Origin of the sequence: Stappia stellulata, assembly GCF_020176715.1 — a bacterium.
GTDB lineage: Bacteria > Pseudomonadota > Alphaproteobacteria > Rhizobiales > Stappiaceae > Stappia.
On record NZ_JAIVMF010000005.1, the window covers coordinates 167,142 to 185,749 of the forward strand.

Consider the following 18,608-nt stretch of genomic DNA (forward strand, 5'->3'; position numbering starts at 1 on the left):
CGGGTGACACGGCGCTTCTGGCGCCGCGAGACCTTGCACGGCACACCGGTTCCGGCATTCCTGCCGAAATCGAAAATCGTCGGGCTTGACCTTGGAAGCGTTGAAGGTCGGCCTCTGACCTTTAAACGCAACTCGCCCGAACTTGCCGCACCACCACAGCTAATGACACAATCCGCGTCCTGGAACAAGAATTTGCAGAGTCATGACAAGGAGATGGGTGGCATGGCGCAGGTCAGGAAAGGGGGAGCCCGGACGTCTTCACGCCGGGGAAGCGTCGTCGCGCCGGCGTCGCGAAAGCCGACCCGCGCGCAAGCGGCCTGGCTCGCGCGCGGCCTGTCGCAGGCGGGTGGAAAATTGCCGCTCTTCGACCGCGACGGCCGCCGCGTCTCCGAGAAAACGATCCGCGCCTGCATGGCCGCAGGGTGGGCAGAGCCTTGGTTTTCCAACCCAATCAAGCCCGACTGGCTGGTGTGTCGGCTGACGGATGCCGGACGCGCGGTCGCTTCGAACCACGCCTCCTGACGGCGACGGCCGCCGGGCGCGCGCCGGCTCGCCGTCCAGTCGGGGCACAATCCGGGCGGGACGGGCCGCGTCCTGCGCGCGGGATTACGACAATTCGTGAATTCGCGTTAACCAAAGATTCACTTTGTTGACCGGCTCCGGGCGCCGCGGGCGCGATTTAACCCGATTTTCGTCATTTTTGCCGATGCTTGAACTTGACACGGCGCTCCGGATCCTTCGGGCGCGGATGATGGGACAGCAGGAAAGGCAGCGGTGATGATGCAGGCACTGGCGCAGGCCGAGGCGAGCGCGGCGACACACGCGGATCCCGTCGATCTGGTTCATCTCAGCCGGCATACGCTCGGAAATCGCGAGCTTGAACGCGAAGTGTTGCGGCTGTTCGCCCGTCAGGCGGAGATCGCCATGCGGCGGATCGAAACCGCGACCGACAGGGCGGTGCTGCGCGAAAACGTCCACACCGTCAACGGATCGGCGAAGGGCGTCGGCGCTTGGAAGGTGGCGGACGCGGCGGATGCGGCGGAGCGGGCGCTGCTTGACGGCGAGATGCCGGATCTGGAGCCCTTGCGCGCTGCGGTCGAGGAAGCCGGCTTTTACATCGACGGATTGCTTGAAAGCTGAACTTTGCGGCGGTCGGCCGGGTGGTTGGCCACGCGCAGCGCTTGACCTTTGGCGATGAACGGTTATGTCGGGTTCGAACCGAGCCCTTTCATTTCATCCCGAGATGCTTCGCCCATGCCAAAGATCACTTACATCACGTCCGACGGCGCCGAGACTGTCGTGGAGGCCCCGGTTGGCTCCACGGTGATGGAGAATGCCATCAAGAACATGGTTTCCGGCATCGAGGCGGAATGCGGCGGGGCGTGCGCTTGCGCCACCTGTCACGTCTATGTCGATCCGGCCTGGGCCGAGAAGACCGGCCAGCCCGAGCCGATGGAAGAGGACATGCTGGACTTCGCCTATGACGTCCAGCCGACCTCGCGCCTGTCCTGCCAGATCAAGGTCACCGAGGCGCTCGACGGGCTGGTCGTGCTCGTTCCCGAACGGCAAGCCTGACTTCCCTTTGATTGCGACGTGTTGCGCCGGGCGATCATTCGGCCGGCGCGGGTGCTGCGCGTGAAAACAGCGGCTCCACCTCGTGTCCGTCGCTCGGGTCGCGCGGCACCATGCGCGCCAGCACAAGGCTGACGAAGGCCATGCCCGCGCCGATCAGGAAGACGGCCGCCGGCGACACCAGCCACACAAGTCCGAAGACGACCGGAATCACCACCGCCGCGATGTGGTTGATGGTGAAGGCGACCCCTGCGGTCGGCGCGATGTCGGCCGGGTCGGCGATCTTCTGGAAATAGGTCTTCATCGCAATCGCGATGGCGAAGAAGGCGTGGTCGATCACATAGAGCGCGCCGGCCAGCGTCGCGTTGGTGACAAAGGCATAGGTCGCGAAGACGCCGATCAGCCCGATATATTCCACCGTCAGCGCCGTCCGCTCGCCGACGCGCCCGATCCAGGAGCCGATCTTCGGTGCCAGGATCATGCTGAACACGCCATTGATCAGGAACAGGCCGGCGACCTCATGCACGTCGTAGCCGAAGCGCTCGACCATCAGGAAGCCCGCGAACACCGTGAAGATCTGGCGCCGCGCGCCGCCCATGAAGGTCAGCGCGTAATAGAGCCAGTAGCGCTTGCGCAGCACCAGCGACTTGCGTTGCGGCACGCCTTCGCGGAACTGCGGGAAGGCAATGATGAGAAAACCGACAACGCAGAGCGTCAGCAGTCCGGCAAACAGAAACACGGTCGAAAAGCTGAGCTCGAACGTCTTCCACGCGACGAAGATGAGGCCATAGGCGACGAGCTGGGCGAAGGCGCCGACGGCGATGATCTTGCCCATGCCGGCCGCGGCCTTTTCCTTCGGCAGCCACTGCAGCGACAGCGACTGGTTCATGGTCTCGTAGTAATGGAAGCCGACCGACATCACCAAGGTTGTCAGATAAAAGCCCCAGGCTGTCGGGAAATAGCCGGTCGCGGCAACGCCGACGCCGAGCAGGGCGAGCGAGACATAGGCCAGCGTCTGTTCGCGCATCACCAGCAGCACATAGATCGCGGTAAAGGCGAGAAAGCCCGGAATCTCGCGGATCGACTGCTGGATGCCGATCTCCCGTCCGGTAAAGGCCAGCTCATGCACCGCGAAATTGTTCATCAGGTTCCACCAGGCAGCAAAGGAAAGCTGCATGGCGGCGGCCATGATCATCAGGAGCATCAAGGGCGAGCGCCAGCCGGTGGCGGCGCGGGGCGGGAGCGGGTCGGTCGACGTCGAGATGGGCATGGGGCGGTCGTGTCTTGTGGAGATGAGTGCCCTCTATAGCGCGTGCAAGCCATGCCGCGTTACCGATAAATTGTGGGATACCACCTTCGCGGCGCCGGCCGGAGTGATCCTGACCCGGAGCAAAGAGGAGCGACCCGCGTGTATCAGACGAAAAGGGCGCGATGACCATGCCCATGCCACGAGACTATCAACTCGCCTGTTCCGAGTTCGAGCGGCTGCTGGCCGTGGCGCAGGATGCAGCCGGCCTGGCCACCCGCAACCAGACCTGGACGATGGTACAGGCGGTGTTTCAGGTGTTTCGCAAACGCCTGTCGCTGGAAGACGCGATCCGGTTCTCGCAAGTGCTGCCGGCGCTTGCGCGTGCCTTGTTCGTGGCGGATTGGGAGCCGGAGGCGGATATTCAGGCCTTCGCCGACCGCGAGACGATGACCCGGGAGGTTCAGGCGCTGCGCCGGCATCACAATTTCGCGCCCGACAGCTGTATCGCGGATGTCGCGGCCGCCGTGCGGGCCTGCGTGGATGTTGCGGCCTTCGAGCGCATGCTTGCGACCCTGCCGGCCGAGGCGGGTGCTTTCTGGGCCGTTTCGGGCTGACGATGGCGAGATCGTAGTCGCTTTTCCCGCCCGTATCGAAACTGGTGCCCGAGCGATAGCTGAAGCCGGTGACGCTGCTGCCGAACACCACCAACCGTGCATTGGAATGGCCGGCCATCTTCAGGCTGTGACAGGCCGCGTCTGTGAATTCCCGGTGGTGCGGCCCGGAGGAAAATCTGAGCGGGCGCGTTTAGTCCAAGTATTCCGAAGGGATCGGCGGATAACCTTCCCAGACTTCCACGCTCTTCCCCTCAATGTCTGTAAATATGGAGACTGTGTCGACCGGTCGGAATATGTCCGGACGAGACAGAAGGAAGCGGAAGACCGGATTGTTGATGTCTTCCACGCCGATAGTTACCAGCACGGTGTCCAACGAATACCCCTTGAACCGCGGCAAATATATATCGCCTTCATCGTGCAGGACATTGTCCACTACTTTCATGTGAATAGAAGGTGTCAGATACCGATGGTAATCCCAATAGTCGCCGTATTCGATGTCGCTGCTGTCCTCCAAATAAATACCTGTCTCGCGTTCGATCAGGTCGACGATTTTCTGCTGGTCCGTGGTGCCGGTTTGATAGATGGCATAAGCTGAATAGCTCTTGGTCATGGCAATATCCTGAAAGGGCCGCGGTTCGGGTGGAAGGTCCAGTCCCGGTAAAGCATGATGGACACCTTTCGACCGCCAATTTTACCTAAAGTCCCGAGTATCGGTTTCAGGCTGAGTGCTTCAGCAATTTCTGAGTCCTGATCAATCGGTTCCGTACGACCTCCCGCTCGCCGCCCCGCGCCTGCCTTCAAAGCAGCGGCGAATAGTATCGGGCTGACGATGGCGAGATCGTAGTTGCTTCTCCCGCCGGTATCGAAGCTGGTCCCCGACCGATAGCTGAAGCCGGTGACGCTGCTGCCGAACATCACCCGCCGTGCATCGGAATGGCCGGCCATCTTCAGGCTGTGGCAGGCCGCGTCGGTAAATTCCCGGTGGTGCGGCCCGGAGGAAAATCTGAGCGGGCGCGTTTAGTCCAAGTATTCCGGCGGGATCGGCGGATAACCTTCCCAGATGGTCAAGGGTTCGCCCTCAATATCGGTCATGATCGCGATCGGTTTGACTGGTTTGAACTGGTCCCGGCGGGACAGAAGAAAGCGGAAAACGGGATGATTGATGTCTTCAACCCCGAGATCGACCAAGACCGTGTCCATGGAAAGGTCCGGGTAACGCGCTGAATAGCTGTCGTTGTCGTCGTCGTAGAGCACGTTGTCGACGACATCGACGCGAATGCCGTAACGGCTCGGCGGGTGATGCCGCCAGAAGTCCCCATACTCGATGTCGCCTCTGTCCTCGAATGAGATGCCGGTTTCGCGCTCGATCAGCTCGACGATCTCTTCCTGATCCGTGGTGCCGGTCTGATAGGTGGCGTAGGCTCGGAAAGGTCTGTTCATGGCAAAATCCTGTAGGGGCCGCGCGTGGTTAGGAAGGTCCAGTCCCGGTAAATCATGATGGAGACCTCGCGTCCGCTGAGGTTTTTTGGGTTTTGAGTATTTCTTTCAGTTTTAGACTGTCGGCAACATCCGACCCGGGTTCGATCGGTTCCGTACGGTCGCCCGCTCGCCGCTGCGCGCCGGCCTTCAAAGCCGCGGCGAACAGTTTCGGGCTGACGATGGCGAGATCGTAGTCGCTTTTCCCGCCGGTATCGAAGCTGGTCCCCGAACGATAGCTGAAGCCGGTCACGCTGCTGCCGAACATCACCAGCCGTGCATCGGAATGGCCGGCCATCTTCAGGCTGTGATAGGCCGCGTCGGTGAATTCCCGGTAGTGCAGCTCCGAGCCAAATCCCAATGGCCGTGCCGGATGCGAGCGATAGTAATAGGCACCCGGCGGTGGGGCCAGTGTGATGGGGCCATAGCGGGTCGATATGGTGCCCGTCAAAGGAGGGCGTGCCGGCTAAGGCAAGCCCGGTCCGCGACCGCCGGGCGGGTTGTTGTGGCCCCGTCCGGGCGTTCCGGCCCCAAGCGCGCGGATCCTGGCGAGTTCCTGGAGTCTTGCCTGGGCGGCGTTCCGGATCGCTGAATAGTGCGACATCAGTCCGTCGTAGGAATTCGGAACGGTTGCCGATTGCGGCAGTTTCCAGTTGGGGTCCTGCCTGCGAAGGGTTCTGACGATTCCTTCTGTTCGATCTCTTGCTGTTTGAAGCCGAAGCGATTGATTTGGTGTGTACGCCGTCCGGCCGCCGCGCCTTCGCCCCCCTCTCCCGCCGGCCAGAATGACCTTCGCGGGTCCGCCTGTCGGGCCGCTTCCGTCGGTCCATCGTCCGCCGAAGCGGTGACCGGCGGGAATGCGCGGTTGGGCGGGGTTGAAGTTCGCCTTGGCGGCGCGGTCGAAGGCCTGCATGAAGCGTATCCACGCCACATGCGAGCGCAGCTCAAGAATACCTCGTCGTATCTCTCGAAGTGATTGGTGATAGGTCATCATTCCGCCCGGATTTCACGTAGTAAAACTGTAAGCTGGCGTTTCCGGTCGGGGATTTGTTTTCTAAGAACATGGATTTTACTTTGTTTTTTCGGTCTTCGTCGCGGATAATCCGCTGGATCTCTGCGTCATGGGGCGTTTGAACGGGGTCTTTCAACGCCCGCCCCTTCTACCGGTTTGCTAATCTCCGGCGGGCGTGCGACCTTCGTGAAAATCCTCAAGGGTATCCAAGGGGGGCGCCGTGTCGTCCGAGATCTTCCACGTCATCATGATCAAGCCGTCGCATTACGACGCCGACGGCTATCCCATCCAATGGCTTCGCTCGATGATGCCGTCCAATACGCTTGCGACGATCAATGGCCTGTTGATCGATTGCGCGGCGCGGCACGTGTTGGGTCCAGGTGTGGAGATCCGCGCGCAAACGATGGATGAGACCAACACGCGGATTCGGCCCGACAAGATCATCCGCCGCATCCGCCGCGACGGCGGGCGCGCGCTCATCATGATGGTGGGCGTCCAGACCAACCAGTTTCCCCGCGCCGTCGATCTCTCGCAGAAATTCCTGGAAGCAGGCATCCCGGTTGCGATCGGCGGGTTCCACGTCTCCGGCTGCAAGTCGATGCTCAAGGAGCAACCGCCGGAAATCGTCGCCGCGCGCGACATGGGCATCTCGCTGTTCGCCGGCGAACTGGAGGAACAGCGTCTCGATGTCGTGCTGCGGGACGCTTATGACGGCGCGTTGAAGCCGGAATACGACTACCTCAATCAACTGCCGTCGCTTGAGGCGCAGCCGATTCCCTTTCTCGACCGTGCCACTGTCGGTCGAACCGGCGCCAATTACACGAGCTTCGATCTCGGGCGCGGATGTCCCTATCAATGCTCGTTTTGCACGATCATCAACGTCCAGGGGCGCAAGAGCCGGTTTCGCACGCCGGACGATCTCGAGGCGATCATCCGCGCCAATCTGGCGCAGGGCATCTACAAATTCTTCGTCACCGACGACGATCTCGCGCGCAACCGCAACTGGGAAGCCCTGTTCGATCGGCTGATCCACCTGCGCGATGTCGAGGGCCTGCATTTCCGGCTGACCATTCAGGTCGACATGCTGTGCCACAAGGTCGAGGGGTTCATCGACAAGGCCTGCCGCGCCGGCGTCGAGCGGGTGTTCATGGGGCTGGAAAACATCAACCCGGACAACCTGCTGGAAGCAAACAAGCGGCAGAACAAGATCACCGAATATCGCGCCATGATCCAGAAATGGCGCGAGTACGGCGCGACGATCATCGCCGGCTACATTCTCGGATTCGGCGCGGATACGCGCGAGAGCATCTTGCGGGACATCAGGATCGTTCAGGAAGAGCTGCCGATCGATCTGCTCGAGTTCTTCGTGCTCACGCCCTTGCCGGGCTCGGCCGACCACAAGCGGATGGCGGAGGCCGGCGTCTGGATGGACCCGGACCCGAACAAATATGACGCCTGTCAGCGGGTGACCCATCACGAGACAATGTCGGATGCCGAATGGGACGGGATCTATCGCGATGCCTGGCACGCCTATTACACGCCGGAGCATATCGAACGCATCGGCCGACGGTCCGCGGCGCAGAAGAACAAGGGCATCAATCTCAACGAGGTGACCGAGTTCTATCTCGCCTACAAGCTTGAGGGCGTGCACCCGCTTGAAGGCGGGTTGCTGCGTCGGCGCTACCGCCGCGACCGGCGTCCGGGCCTGCCGCTGGAGCCGGCGCTTGTGTTCTATCCGCGGCATTGGGCGCGGTCGTTCGGCAATCTTGCGCGTCTCGCCTGGGGCGTTTGGCGGGTGAACCGCTTGCAGAAGCGGATTTTCTCCGATCCCGAGCGTTTCGCCTACGCGGATCTGGCGACCACACCGGCCGAGGACGGCGACCACGAGACGCTTGCACTCTACCGGGAAACCACCGGCGGCCGGGGGGCGGTCGCGCGCGGACAAAGGATCTCCGAGGCACGCACGGCGGTGGCTGCCCGCTCCTGAGGCCGGACGCGCGCTGAACGTCGGAGGTCCGCGTCCGTCGGCCGGCATGAAAAAGGGGCCGGAACGATCCGACCCCTCTTCTCGTCGCGCCTGACACGGAAGCGCGGCGACGTCAGTCACGTCAGTTCGACGGCAGGATGACCTTGTCGATCACATGGATCACGCCGTTGTCCGCCTCGATGTCGGCGGTCACGACCGTGGCGCCGTCGACCGTCACGCCGGTGGAGGACTTCACGACGGTGATGGTCTTGTCATCGCCGGAGCTCAGCGTCTCGACCTCGGTGGTCGCATCCGGGATATCGCCCGACATGATCTTCTGACCGACGACGTGGTAGGTCAGGATCGCGGCAAGCTGGTCCTTGTTTTCCGGCTTCAGCAGGTTCTCGACGGTGCCCTCGGGAAGGGCGGCGAATGCGTCATCCGTCGGGGCGAAGACCGTCAGCGGGCCGGGCGCGCTCAGCGCCTCGACGAGGCCCGCTGCCTCCGCCGCCGCGAGCAGCGTGTTGAACGATCCGGCGCTCTTGGCCGTTTCCACGATATTCGCGGCATTTGCCACGCTGCCAAGTGCAAAGAACGTCGCTGCTGCAATTCCGATTGCCGTTTTACGCATACTTGCCTCCAATTGTATTTAGATGTCCAGCGATCTAGACTTTCATGTCGCTTTCGAACCTGTTTACGTCCGCTGTGGCTCGTGGATTTTCATGAATCGAATAAAATGATCGAAGATTTACACTTGATCCGCGAGGCAGGCGATTGCGTAACGCGCGCTCCCGCGGTGTGGATAAAGTCGTTGGAAATTCATTCGGAAATCATCTGCAATTGATCCCGGTCAAGGAGGAAAGGATCGCGCCGGCTTAGGCTCTGTTGCGAAAAGGCCGGGCACTCGCTAACGTGCTTTCCTGCCCACGGAACGGAGGGAATTCCACATGGCAATCAAGGACATCACCACGCTTGTCGATCTCAATGGCAAGCAGAAGACCGCACAGGTCGCACTGGATCTCGCCGCGCGCACGGGGGCGCATGTGACGGGACTGACGGTTGCCTTCGAGCCGGTCGTGCCGGGCTTCATTGCCGCGCCGATGCCGCCCGACTATGTGGAAATCGCCCGCAATCAGGCGCTGAAGGCGGCAAAGGAAGCCGGCGACACCTTCAACGAACTGGCCCGCAAGGCCGGCGTCACCGCCGAGATCCGCACCGCGGAAATCATCACCGGCGGATCGACGGAGACGCTTCTGGCGCATTGCCGGCTGACCGATCTCGTCATGATCGGCCAGGAAAATCCGGACGATCCGGAGCCCATGCGCGAGATGCTGATTGAATCCGTCCTGTTCGAGGCCGGCGTTCCGGTGCTGGTGGTGCCCTATATCGGCAGCACGTTGCCGCTGAAGAATGTCATGGTCGCCTGGGACGGCAGCCCGACCGCGTCGCGCGCGGTGCATGCCGCCCTGCCGCTGCTGCAGATGGCGGAAAAGGTCACCGTGATGATCGTGGAGACCGGGCGTCGCACCTCCGGGGAGCCGGGTGCCGACATCGCCACCTATCTGGCCCGCCACGGTCTCAACGTCACGATCGACGTGGTGCCGCGGCCGACCTCCGGTGTGGCGGATGCGATCCTGAACTATGTGTCGGACAACAACATCGACATGGTCGCGATGGGCGGCTACGGCCACTCGCGCATGCGCGAGTTCCTGTTCGGCGGCGCGACGCGCGACATTCTTGCGTCGATGACCGTGCCGGTGATGATGGCGCATTGAGCGCGACCCGCAGACCGGGCCTGTAGCGGGGGGAGCCTTTGCAGGCCTGCATGGCACCGCCGCCGCGACTGCGCGACGCGGCGGTGCCATGGACCTTTTGTGTTTTTGAACCACGTATCCAACGGGAGGCGTTGCCGGGGAACCGGCGACAGATCGTCGGCGCAACGTCACTGCATCGCGCATTGACGGGTGAAGGATCGTTCCCGTGACCATTCGCAATCTCGAAGGCCTGTTTCGCCCCGCGTCGCTGGCGGTCGTCGGACCCAACCGGTTTGGCGACGAGGCGCTCGACCTTCTGCTCAACCGTCTGGCCGACAGCGGCTTCAAGGGGCCGATGACGCTTGTCGGATGCGGCAAGGAGGCGCCGGCGGCCTTTCGCACCAAACGGCGCATCGAGGATCTCGACCGCGCGCCCGACCTTCTGCTCTACGTCGGCCAGGCCAGTGATGCGGCCGCGATCATCCGCACGGCCGGTTCTGCTGGAACGCGCGCCGCGGTCGCGCTTGCCGGCGGCTACGACCGCTGGAGCGACGAGGACGTGCGCGCGGCGCTCGCCGCCGCCCGTCCCAACACGCTGCGCCTGCTCGGCCCCGGAAGTCTCGGCATTGCCGCGCCCGGCGCGAATGTGGCCGCGCATCTGGGCGCCACCGATGCGCAGGGCGGCGACCTTGCCTTCATCGCCCGCTCCGGCACGATCGTGAATGCCACGCTGTCCTGGGCGGCCTCCAACCGGATCGGTTTTTCCGGCGCCGTGTCGCTTGGCCAGCGCACCGATATCGACGTGTCCGACCTGCTCGACTGGTTTGCCCTCGACTACAAGACGCGCGCGATCCTGGTGCATCTGGAGACCATCGCCAATCCGCGCAAGTTCCTCTCCGCCGCCCGCGCCGCGGCCCGCTCCAAGCCAGTGATCGTGCTGCGCTCCGGGGCAAGTCGCGAGGTCCGGGGCGAGGGAAGGACCCATGCCGGTCGCATCGCCGCGCCCGACGCCGTGTTCGATGCGGCGCTTGCGCGCGCGGGCGTTCTGCGGATCGACGACATCGACGAAATGTTCGAGGCGGCCGAGACCGTGACCCGGGTCAAGCCGGTGAACGGCCGGCGCCTCGCCATCGTCGCCACCGGGGGGAGCCTGTCGATGATCGCCGCCGATCAGTTGCAACGCCAGGGCGGCACGCTGGCGCGGCCCGGTCCCGACACCCAGGCGGCGCTGGAGGGCCTGCAACGGCCCGGCGTGAGCCACGTCAACCCGCTGACCCTGCATGAGACGGCGCCGGCGGAGGCCTATGCGCGGGCGGTTTCGACCCTGCTCGACGACAAGGCCGCCGACGCGGTGCTCGCGGTTGTCGCGCCGTCGGCCTTCTCGCCGGTCGCCGTCATCGCCGAGGCGCTTGCGCATGCCCATGGCGCGCGCGGTCACGCCCATGGCTACGGCAGCAAGAAGCCGTTGCTGGTCGCCCTTGCCGCCGGTGCGCCGCTTCCCCGCCAGGCGCTGGATGCCGCCCGCGTTCCCACCCATGCCAGCGCCTTCGATGCGGTGCGCGCCTTCATGCATCTGGTGCGCTACGCGGAAGGTCGCGAGATGCTGATGGCGGCCCCGCCCAGCCTGCCTGCGGATTTCTCGCCCGATGTCGACACCGCCCGCGCCGTGGTGCGCGCCGCGCTCGACCAGTCCCGGAGCTGGCTCACGCCGGAAGAGATTTCTATCGTGCTCGATGCCTATGGCATCCGGCAGGTGCCGACGCGGCTGGCTGCCGACCCGCAGGAGGCCGGACGGATCGCCGACGCGATCCTGGGCGAGGGCACGCGGGTGGCGCTCAAACTGGTGTCGCCCGACCTGCCGTTCAAGTCGGATTTCGGCGGCGTGCTTCTTGATCTCGCCACCCGCGAGGCGGTGGAAGACGCGGCCCGCGCGCTCGGCGAGCGGGTGCGGCGCGACCATCCCCATGCTCAGATTTCCGGCTTCGCGCTGCAGCCGATGCTGACGCGGGCGCAGGGGCAGGAGCTCTTCGCCGGGCTCGCCGACGATCCGACCTTCGGCTCCGTGCTTGTTTTCGGACATGGCGGCACGGGGGTGGAGATCATCGGCGACGTGGCGCTGGCGCTGCCGCCGCTCGATCTCAATCTCGCCCAGGCGCTGATCCGCCAGACGCGGGTGAGCCGGCTGCTTTCCGGATTCCGCAATCTTCCGGCCGCCGATATGGACGCCATCGCGCTGACGCTGGTAAAACTCGCGCAGATCGCCGTCGACCTGCCGGAAATCCTCGAGCTCGACATCAACCCGCTGGTGGCGGACCGCTTCGGGGTCTGCGCCCTCGATGCCCGCATCGCGGTGGCCGAACCGGCGACCCATGCGGGCCGGCGAGGCACGTCGCGGCTCGCCATCGCGCCCTATCCCAAGGAGTGGGAGCGCACGCTGGAGCTGAAGGACGGGTCCACGGTGCGGGTTGCGCCGGTGCGCCCGGAGGACGAGGACCGCTACCGCGCGTTTTTCGAGACCGTGTCGCCGGAAGACCTGCGTTTGCGCTTCTTTGCGCCGGTCAAGGAGTTCAATCACGCCTTCATGGCGCGTCTCGTCCAGCTCGATTATTCGCGCGCCATGGCCTTCGCCGCGACCGATCCCGAGACCGGGAAGATCCTCGGCGTGGTGCGGCTGCATGCGGATCCCGACCACCGCAGCGGCGAATACGCCATCCTGGTGCAGTCGCGCCTCAAGGGGATCGGGCTCGGCTGGGCCTTGATGCAGTTGATCATCGACTATGCGGCGGCCGACGGCATCGAGACCATCAAGGGCGAGGTGCTGAAGGAGAACACGACGATGCTGGCCATGTGTCAGGCGCTCGGCTTCTCCGTGCGCTCCGCGCCCGACGACGACGCCATCGCCGAGGTCACCTTGCCGGTGACGGCCGCGCCGGCGACGCCGTAGCCGGCGGCGGAATGAACCGCTCCCGACATGACGGTGAAACGGGCGGCTGGAATCGATGCAATGCGTCAGGCCGTGCCGAACGGTGAGCGCAGAAAGCAGTGCGTGCGGGCCGAGCCAAGCGTCATGCGCGAAGACATGGCGCGTCAGCCTCGCGAAAGCGAGCCGGAAGACTGGGCCGTCCGACTTGTCGCTGCGCGCCGCGCGGATCGGTGCCGGCGCGGCTCAGTCCCCGCTTGCGTCAGGCGTCAGCCGCCCGCAGATGCACCGTCGGGTCGGGATCCGCCCGGCGCCCGGCGTCAGGTCTCGCGAATCGGCAGGGCGACCGTGTGTTTGACGGTATGCACCACGATGCGGGATTGCACGTCGGAGACCAGCGTGTTGTCGAGGAGCTTCAGCCGCAGAAAGTCGTCATAGGCCTTGATGTCGGTCGCGACCACCTTGATCAGATAGTCGACCGCGCCGGTGATTCTCTCGCAGATCACGACTTCCGGCCAGCGGTCGACCAGCTTGTCGAAGGTCTCCATGTTGTCGCGGCTCGGCACGCCCAGCTTGACGAAGGCATAGGCGACGAAGCCCAGGCCCACCGCCTCGCGGTCGACCACCGCCACCACCTGGCGGATGATGCCGTTTTCCTTCAGCTTCTTGATGCGCCGCCAGCAGGGCGTCTGGCTCATGCCGGCTTCGCGCGCGATTTCGGCGATCGACAGCGACGCGTCGCGCTGGAGAATTTGCAGGACCCGGATATCCGACGGATCGAGAAGACTTTTTTCGCTCATATCACCCTTTGGGGAACAATATTGCCATTATTGCGGAAGTTTCCGGCAGGTTAGCACAGAATTGGACTGCCAAAAGGACGATATTGGACGGCATGTGAACACCGGGGCGCGTGCGGCCGACATCCGGCCCGCGCCCGACGGATGAGGAGGCCGTCCCATGAACGTTATCGCCAGAACCGTTTCCCTCGATGACAAATATGTCTCCACGCGCGGCCAGGTGTATCTGACCGGCATCCAGGCGCTGGTGCGGCTGCCGCTCGATCAGGCCCGCCTCGACGCGGAGGCCGGGCTGAAGACGGGAGGCTTCATTTCCGGCTATCGCGGATCGCCGCTCGCCGGCTACGACACCGAACTGATGCGCGCCCGGCGGCATACGCAGGCGTCGAACATCGTCTTCAAGCCGGGCGTGAACGAGGAGCTCGGCGCCACCGCGGTCTGGGGCACGCAGAAGGTCGGCCAGCACGGCAAGGGCAGCGATTACGACGGTGTCTTCGGCATCTGGTACGGCAAGGCGCCCGGCGTCGACCGCGCCGGCGACGTCCTGCGGCAGGCCAACGCCAGCGGCACGGCCGTGCATGGCGGCGTTCTGGCGCTTGCCGGCGACGATCATCTCGCCAAGTCCTCGATCCTGCCGGCGCAGTCGGAGTTCTTCTTCGAACACGTCGAAATGCCGGTGCTCAACCCGTCCGACATTCAGGAAGTGCTGGACTTCGGCTTGCACGGCATCGCCATGTCGCGGTTTTCCGGGCTGTGGAGCGCGATGATCTGTCTGGCCGACACGATGGACGCCTCGGCGACGATTTCCGTCGACCCGCGCCGGCTTTCCTTCGCCCGGCCGCCGGAGCGCGATCCGCGCGCCGATGACGAATTGAACCGCGTGCTGCTGCTCGGCAACCGGCTGGAGACCGAACGGCTGCTGCGCGACATCCGCGTTCCCGCCGCCCAGGCCTATGTGCGGGCGAACGGACTGGACCGGGTGGCCTTCGGCGCCAACAAGCCGCGCATCGGTATCGTTGCCACCGGCAAGGCCTATCGCGACCTGCGCCAGGCCTTCGACATGATCGGCATCGACGAGGCCCGGGCCCGCGACATCGGTCTTGCGATCTACAAGGTGGCGATGCCCTGGCCGCTGGAGCCGCAGGGGATCGCCGATTTCGCGCGGGGGCTGGAGCGGCTTCTGGTGGTGGAGCACAAGCGCGCCTTCCTGGAACCGCAGATCAAGGAAATCGCCTACGGCTGGCCGGAGCGGATGCGTCCGCAGATCTGGGGCAAGCGCACGCCCGACGGTGCGCCGCTTCTCTCCGACGTGCTGGAACTGGCGGTTGCCGAAATCATTCCCGCGCTGCTCAGTTATCTGCCCTCAGACCTCGTCAACGAGGAGATGCGCGCTGTTGCCGACCGGATGAACCGGCAGGTGATGTGGTCGCAGGGCCATGCGGAACGCGCCGCGCGGGTGCCGTATTTCTGCTCCGGCTGTCCGCATTCCACCTCCACCGTCGTGCCAGAAGGCGCCAGGGCATTGCCGGGCATCGGCTGCCACGCCATGACGGAGGTCGCTGGCCGGACCACCGACGGCCAGATCGCCATGGGCGGCGAGGGCGTGCTCTGGGTCGGGCAATCGCCGTTTGCCAAGGACACCCATGTCTTCGCCAATGTCGGCGATGGCACTTACTTTCACTCCGCGATCCTGGCGATCCGCCAGGCCGTCGCCTCGAAGGTGTCGATCACCTACAAGATCCTGTTCAATGATGCGGTCGCCATGACCGGCGGTCAGCCGCATGACGGCACGCTCACCGTTCCGCAGATCACCCGCCAGCTTGAGGCGGAGGGCGTCGAACGGGTCGTGGTCGTCAGCGAGGAGCCGGACGCCTATCTGGGGCGGTCCGATCTCGCGCCGGGAACCGACGCGCGCCATCGCGACGACCTGATGGAGGTCCAGACCGAGCTTCAGGCGATTTCGGGCGTGACCGCGCTGATCTTCGACCAGACCTGTGCCGCGGAAAAGCGCCGGCGGCGCAAGCGCGGGTCCTTCCCCGATCCGGACCGGCGTCTTTTCATCAACGACCGCGTCTGCGAGGGCTGCGGCGATTGTTCGGTGCAGTCCAACTGCCTGTCGGTGGAACCGCTTTCCACCTCCTTCGGCGAAAAGCGGCGCATCAACCAGTCGTCCTGCAACAAGGACTTCTCCTGCGTGAAAGGCTTCTGCCCCTCCTTCGTCTTCGTGGAAGGCGCGGAGCTGCGCAAGGCGGACGGGCAGGGCATCGATATCGACGCGCTGGTTGCCGGGCTGGCGCCCGCACCGGTCGCGGGTCTTGAGACGACGCTCAATGTGCTGATCGGCGGGATCGGCGGCGCGGGCGTGACGACCACCGCCGCCGTGCTTGCCATGGCCGCCCATGTGGACGGCAAGCAGGCCTCGACCCTCGACATGACCGGTCTTGCGCAAAAGGGCGGACCGGTGACCTCGCACATCCGCTTCGCGCGAGCCGACAGCACCATCGAGGGCCCGCGTATCCCGACCGCCAGCCTCGACGTGCTGATCGCCTCCGACATGGTGGTTGCGACCAACGCCGAGCAGCTTGCCCTGATCGATCGCCAGAAGACCGCCGGCTTCGCCAACTCGCGGGTCGCGCCGACGGCCGAATTCGTCATGAAGCAGACGCTCTCCTTCGACGAGGCGCGCATGCGCAAGACGCTGGAGGAGGCCTGCCCGCTGTTTCATGCGCATGACGTCGCCGGCGTGGCCGAGGCGGTCCTTGGGGATGCGATCTTCGCCAATATGATGCTGGTCGGCATGGCGCATCAGGCCGGCCGCCTGCCGCTCGCCACCGACGCGCTGGAAGCCGCGATCCGGCTGAACGGCGCGGCGGTCGACAAGAACCTTGCAGCCTTCCGCGCCGGGCGCGTTTTGGCCGAAACGCCGGAGGCGCTGCTGGCCGCGCTGCCGTCGCCGGATGCGGACGCCAGGGCCGAGGATATGGATCTCGGCGACCGGATCGCCTTTCTCGCACGCGAATTGACCGCCTATCAGGACGAGGCCTATGCGCGGACCTTCCTCGCCGCCATCGACACGGTGCGCGCGGCGGACGAGGCGAGGGGTTCCGGCACCATGCGCCTGACCCGCACGGCTGCCGACATGCTCTACAAGGTCATGGCCTACAAGGACGAATACGAGGTGGCGCGGCTTTATTCCGATCCGGCGTTCAAGGCAAAGCTCGAGACGCAATTCGCCGATCCGCGCAAGCTGAAGGTCATGCTGGCGCCGCCGCTGATCTCCCGCGAGGCCGACCCCAAGACCGGACGGCCGAAGAAGATCGCCTTCGGGCCGTGGATCTTCACGGCCTTCGGCTTGCTTTCCCGGCTGAAGCGCCTGCGCGGCGGGGTGTTCGACATCTTCGGACGGACGGCGGAACGCAAGGCCGAGCGGGCGCTCGTCGCAAGCTACCTGGCGGATCTCGAGCGGATCGCGGCAACGGTCGGGGAGGCCGACTACGGTCTTTTGGTCGAGATCGCGCGGGTGCCGGATCTTGTGCGCGGTTTCGGACCGGTCAAGGAGGCGAACCTGCGCAAGGCGGCAGCGAAGCGCGAGCAGCTGCTGGCCCGGCTCGGGGCGAACAGGCCGGAAGGCCCCGCGATGGAAGCAGCGGAATAGGCGCTGTCGGGTTCAGCCGAAGCGTGAACCCCAGGTCGGGAGCCTGTCTCCCGGCGCGGGGGAGGCGGCATGAACGCCGCGCGCAATCGCCCGGCTCATGACGGAGGCCGCCGCCGCACCGGCGGCGATGCCGTCCGCGAGCGGGTCGCTTTGCGGGATGCGGGCGGTGGAAAGCGCGAAGACCAGATCGCCGTCAAGCGCCGTATGCGCCGGCCAGAGCGCGCGGGCGAAGCCGTCATGCGCCATCACCGCGAGGCGTTGCAGCTCCGCCTTGGTCATCGCCAGGTCGGTCGCGACGATCGCGATTGTGGTGTTGGCGCCCTCTTTGAGGCCGTCGAGCTTGGTGCGCGGTACGTCGAAGCGTCCGCTTGCGGAGGACGGCAGGCCGAGGCCGCCGAATTCCGCGTCCCGCTCGAAGGGGGCCGCCCAGAAATGGGCCGTGTCGCCCATGGTCGCCGAGCCGAGCGCGTTGACCGCGACGAGGGCTGCGACGGTCGCGCCGTTTTCAAGCCGCAGGGAGGCGGAGCCGAGCCCGCCCTTGAGGGTCGCCGTCGTCGCGCCCGTGCCGGCGCCCACCGATCCCAGGTCGAAATCGCGGGCGGCCGCGCGCACCGCCTGGCGCCCGAGCGCGCCATAGGGGTTGTCGTCGCCCCAAACCTTGTCGCCGCCGTTTGCCAGATCGAAGAGGATCGCGCTCGGCACGATGGGCACGCGCACGTCGCCCACCGCAAAGCCCCGGCCCATCTTCGCCAGTTCCATCTGCACGCCCGAGCCCGCGTCGAGGCCGAAGGCCGAGCCGCCGGACAGCACCAGCGCGTCGACTTTTTCCACCGTGAAGCGCGGGTCGAGCAGGGCGGCCTCGCGCGTGCCCGGCGCGCCGCCGTGGATCGCGATGGAGGCGGTCGCCGGCTCGTCCGGCAGGCAGACGGTAACGCCCGATTTCAGCCGCGCGTCCTGCGCATTGCCGACCCTGAGGCCCGGCACGTCTGTGAGAAGATTGAGGAGATTGGGCATCGGCAAGCGGTCAGATGCGGTGGTAGGCGCGGTCGAGATAGATCAGCGCCGGGCCGCGTTCACCGAGCGACAGGGCGACGATCTCGCCGAAGATGACGGAATGGGTCCCGACCTCGGAGATCTCCGTCACCCGGCAGTCGAGCGCGACGCGGGCGGTGGAGAGAACCGGCGCGCCGGTTGCCAGCGTTTGCCATTCGGCAAGCGAGAAGCGGTCCTCGGTCGGAAGGTCGCCCTTGCCGGCGAAGGCATTGGACAGATCCTCCGCATGGGCGGGCAGGGTGTTGATCGCGAAGACGCCGTTCGTCTTGATCGAGGCGTTGATGCGGGCCTGACGGTTGACGCAGACCAGCACCGTCGGCGGGGCGTCGGAGACCGAGGTCACCGCCGAGACGGTCGTTCCGAAGCGTCCGCCGCTTCCCGCGGTCGTTGCGATATGGACGGCGGACCCGAGCCGGCTCATGGCCTCGCGGAAGGCGCGGGCGTCGACCGGTGGGCCGTGTGGCGGCGTCGCCGGTTGTCCGTTGCTGCCGCTCGCGGGGCTCATAGTCATGTGGTCCTTTCCGCTGCTTCACCGCCTCA

Annotated in this window: 17 protein-coding genes; 8 read left to right on the forward strand and 9 right to left on the reverse strand. The window is 65.2% G+C overall.

What is annotated here, in order from left to right:
- Window positions 1-3 precede the first annotated feature (3 nt).
- The 3 genes from LC092_RS08790 to LC092_RS08800 all read left to right on the forward strand — a co-directional run bounded on the left by LC092_RS08790 (window position 4) and on the right by LC092_RS08800 (window position 1,575).
- Entirely contained in the window at window positions 4-522 is a 519-nt protein-coding gene (locus tag LC092_RS08790; protein ID WP_224806142.1) for a hypothetical protein, read from the forward strand.
- A gap of 255 nt (window positions 523-777) precedes the next feature.
- A complete protein-coding gene (locus LC092_RS08795) occupies window positions 778-1,140 on the forward strand; it encodes an Hpt domain-containing protein (RefSeq protein WP_224806143.1) in 363 nt (120 codons plus the stop codon).
- 114 nt (window positions 1,141-1,254) lie between these two features.
- Window positions 1,255-1,575 (forward strand): 2Fe-2S iron-sulfur cluster-binding protein, encoded by a 321-nt coding sequence (locus tag LC092_RS08800; protein WP_224806144.1) that lies wholly within the window; start codon window positions 1,255-1,257, stop codon window positions 1,573-1,575.
- Window positions 1,576-1,609: 34 nt separating this feature from the next.
- Here LC092_RS08800 and LC092_RS08805 read toward each other — a convergent pair whose 3' ends face one another.
- A complete protein-coding gene (locus LC092_RS08805) occupies window positions 1,610-2,842 on the reverse strand; it encodes an MFS transporter (RefSeq protein ID WP_224806145.1) in 1,233 nt (410 codons plus the stop codon).
- Window positions 2,843-3,003: 161 nt separating this feature from the next.
- Between LC092_RS08805 and LC092_RS08810 the strand changes: the two genes are divergently transcribed.
- Window positions 3,004-3,435: a DUF2267 domain-containing protein gene (locus LC092_RS08810; protein ID WP_318245912.1), complete on the forward strand. Its 432-nt coding sequence runs from the start codon at window positions 3,004-3,006 to the stop codon at window positions 3,433-3,435.
- A 190-nt stretch (window positions 3,436-3,625) separates the two neighbouring features.
- Here LC092_RS08810 and LC092_RS08815 read toward each other — a convergent pair whose 3' ends face one another.
- The 4 genes from LC092_RS08815 to LC092_RS08830 all read right to left on the reverse strand — a co-directional run bounded on the left by LC092_RS08815 (window position 3,626) and on the right by LC092_RS08830 (window position 5,362).
- On the reverse strand, window positions 3,626-4,045 hold the full coding sequence (locus tag LC092_RS08815) for a hypothetical protein (protein ID WP_224806146.1): 420 nt from the start codon (window positions 4,043-4,045) through the stop codon (window positions 3,626-3,628).
- On the reverse strand, window positions 4,042-4,380 hold the full coding sequence (locus LC092_RS08820) for a hypothetical protein (RefSeq protein ID WP_224806147.1): 339 nt from the start codon (window positions 4,378-4,380) through the stop codon (window positions 4,042-4,044). The genes LC092_RS08815 and LC092_RS08820 overlap by 4 nt, the downstream gene beginning before the upstream one ends.
- Window positions 4,381-4,452: 72 nt before the next feature.
- On the reverse strand, window positions 4,453-4,875 hold the full coding sequence (locus LC092_RS08825) for a hypothetical protein (protein WP_224806148.1): 423 nt from the start codon (window positions 4,873-4,875) through the stop codon (window positions 4,453-4,455).
- Between the two features lie 52 nt (window positions 4,876-4,927).
- Window positions 4,928-5,362: a hypothetical protein gene (locus tag LC092_RS08830; RefSeq protein WP_224806149.1), complete on the reverse strand. Its 435-nt coding sequence runs from the start codon at window positions 5,360-5,362 to the stop codon at window positions 4,928-4,930.
- Window positions 5,363-6,143: 781 nt separating this feature from the next.
- Here LC092_RS08830 and LC092_RS08835 point away from each other — a divergent pair.
- The gene (locus tag LC092_RS08835) at window positions 6,144-7,910 is read left to right on the forward strand and encodes a radical SAM protein (protein WP_318245913.1); all 1,767 of its coding nucleotides are present in this window, start codon (window positions 6,144-6,146) and stop codon (window positions 7,908-7,910) included.
- Window positions 7,911-8,031: 121 nt separating this feature from the next.
- Here the strand turns inward: LC092_RS08835 and LC092_RS08840 are convergent, their stop codons facing one another.
- Window positions 8,032-8,520 (reverse strand): fasciclin domain-containing protein, encoded by a 489-nt coding sequence (locus tag LC092_RS08840; RefSeq protein ID WP_224806150.1) that lies wholly within the window; start codon window positions 8,518-8,520, stop codon window positions 8,032-8,034.
- 316 nt (window positions 8,521-8,836) lie between these two features.
- Between LC092_RS08840 and LC092_RS08845 the strand changes: the two genes are divergently transcribed.
- Together LC092_RS08845 and LC092_RS08850 are read left to right on the forward strand one after the other, a co-directional pair.
- Window positions 8,837-9,664: a universal stress protein gene (locus LC092_RS08845; protein WP_224806151.1), complete on the forward strand. Its 828-nt coding sequence runs from the start codon at window positions 8,837-8,839 to the stop codon at window positions 9,662-9,664.
- Window positions 9,665-9,869: 205 nt separating this feature from the next.
- Window positions 9,870-12,587, forward strand: coding sequence for a bifunctional acetate--CoA ligase family protein/GNAT family N-acetyltransferase (locus tag LC092_RS08850; protein ID WP_224806152.1), 2,718 nt, complete (start codon window positions 9,870-9,872; stop codon window positions 12,585-12,587).
- A 296-nt stretch (window positions 12,588-12,883) separates the two neighbouring features.
- Here LC092_RS08850 and LC092_RS08855 read toward each other — a convergent pair whose 3' ends face one another.
- Window positions 12,884-13,363, reverse strand: coding sequence for an Lrp/AsnC family transcriptional regulator (locus LC092_RS08855; RefSeq protein WP_224806153.1), 480 nt, complete (start codon window positions 13,361-13,363; stop codon window positions 12,884-12,886).
- A gap of 157 nt (window positions 13,364-13,520) precedes the next feature.
- On the opposite strand from LC092_RS08855, the gene LC092_RS08860 reads away from it, so the two are divergent.
- Complete coding sequence (locus LC092_RS08860; RefSeq protein WP_224806154.1) at window positions 13,521-17,015, forward strand: indolepyruvate ferredoxin oxidoreductase family protein; 3,495 nt, start codon at window positions 13,521-13,523, stop codon at window positions 17,013-17,015.
- A 12-nt stretch (window positions 17,016-17,027) separates the two neighbouring features.
- Here the strand turns inward: LC092_RS08860 and LC092_RS08865 are convergent, their stop codons facing one another.
- Both LC092_RS08865 and LC092_RS08870 read right to left on the reverse strand, forming a co-directional pair.
- Entirely contained in the window at window positions 17,028-18,029 is a 1,002-nt protein-coding gene (locus tag LC092_RS08865; protein ID WP_224806155.1) for a P1 family peptidase, read from the reverse strand.
- Window positions 18,030-18,039: 10 nt separating this feature from the next.
- Window positions 18,040-18,579: a flavin reductase family protein gene (locus LC092_RS08870; RefSeq protein WP_224806156.1), complete on the reverse strand. Its 540-nt coding sequence runs from the start codon at window positions 18,577-18,579 to the stop codon at window positions 18,040-18,042.
- Between the last annotated feature and the right edge of the window lie 29 nt (window positions 18,580-18,608).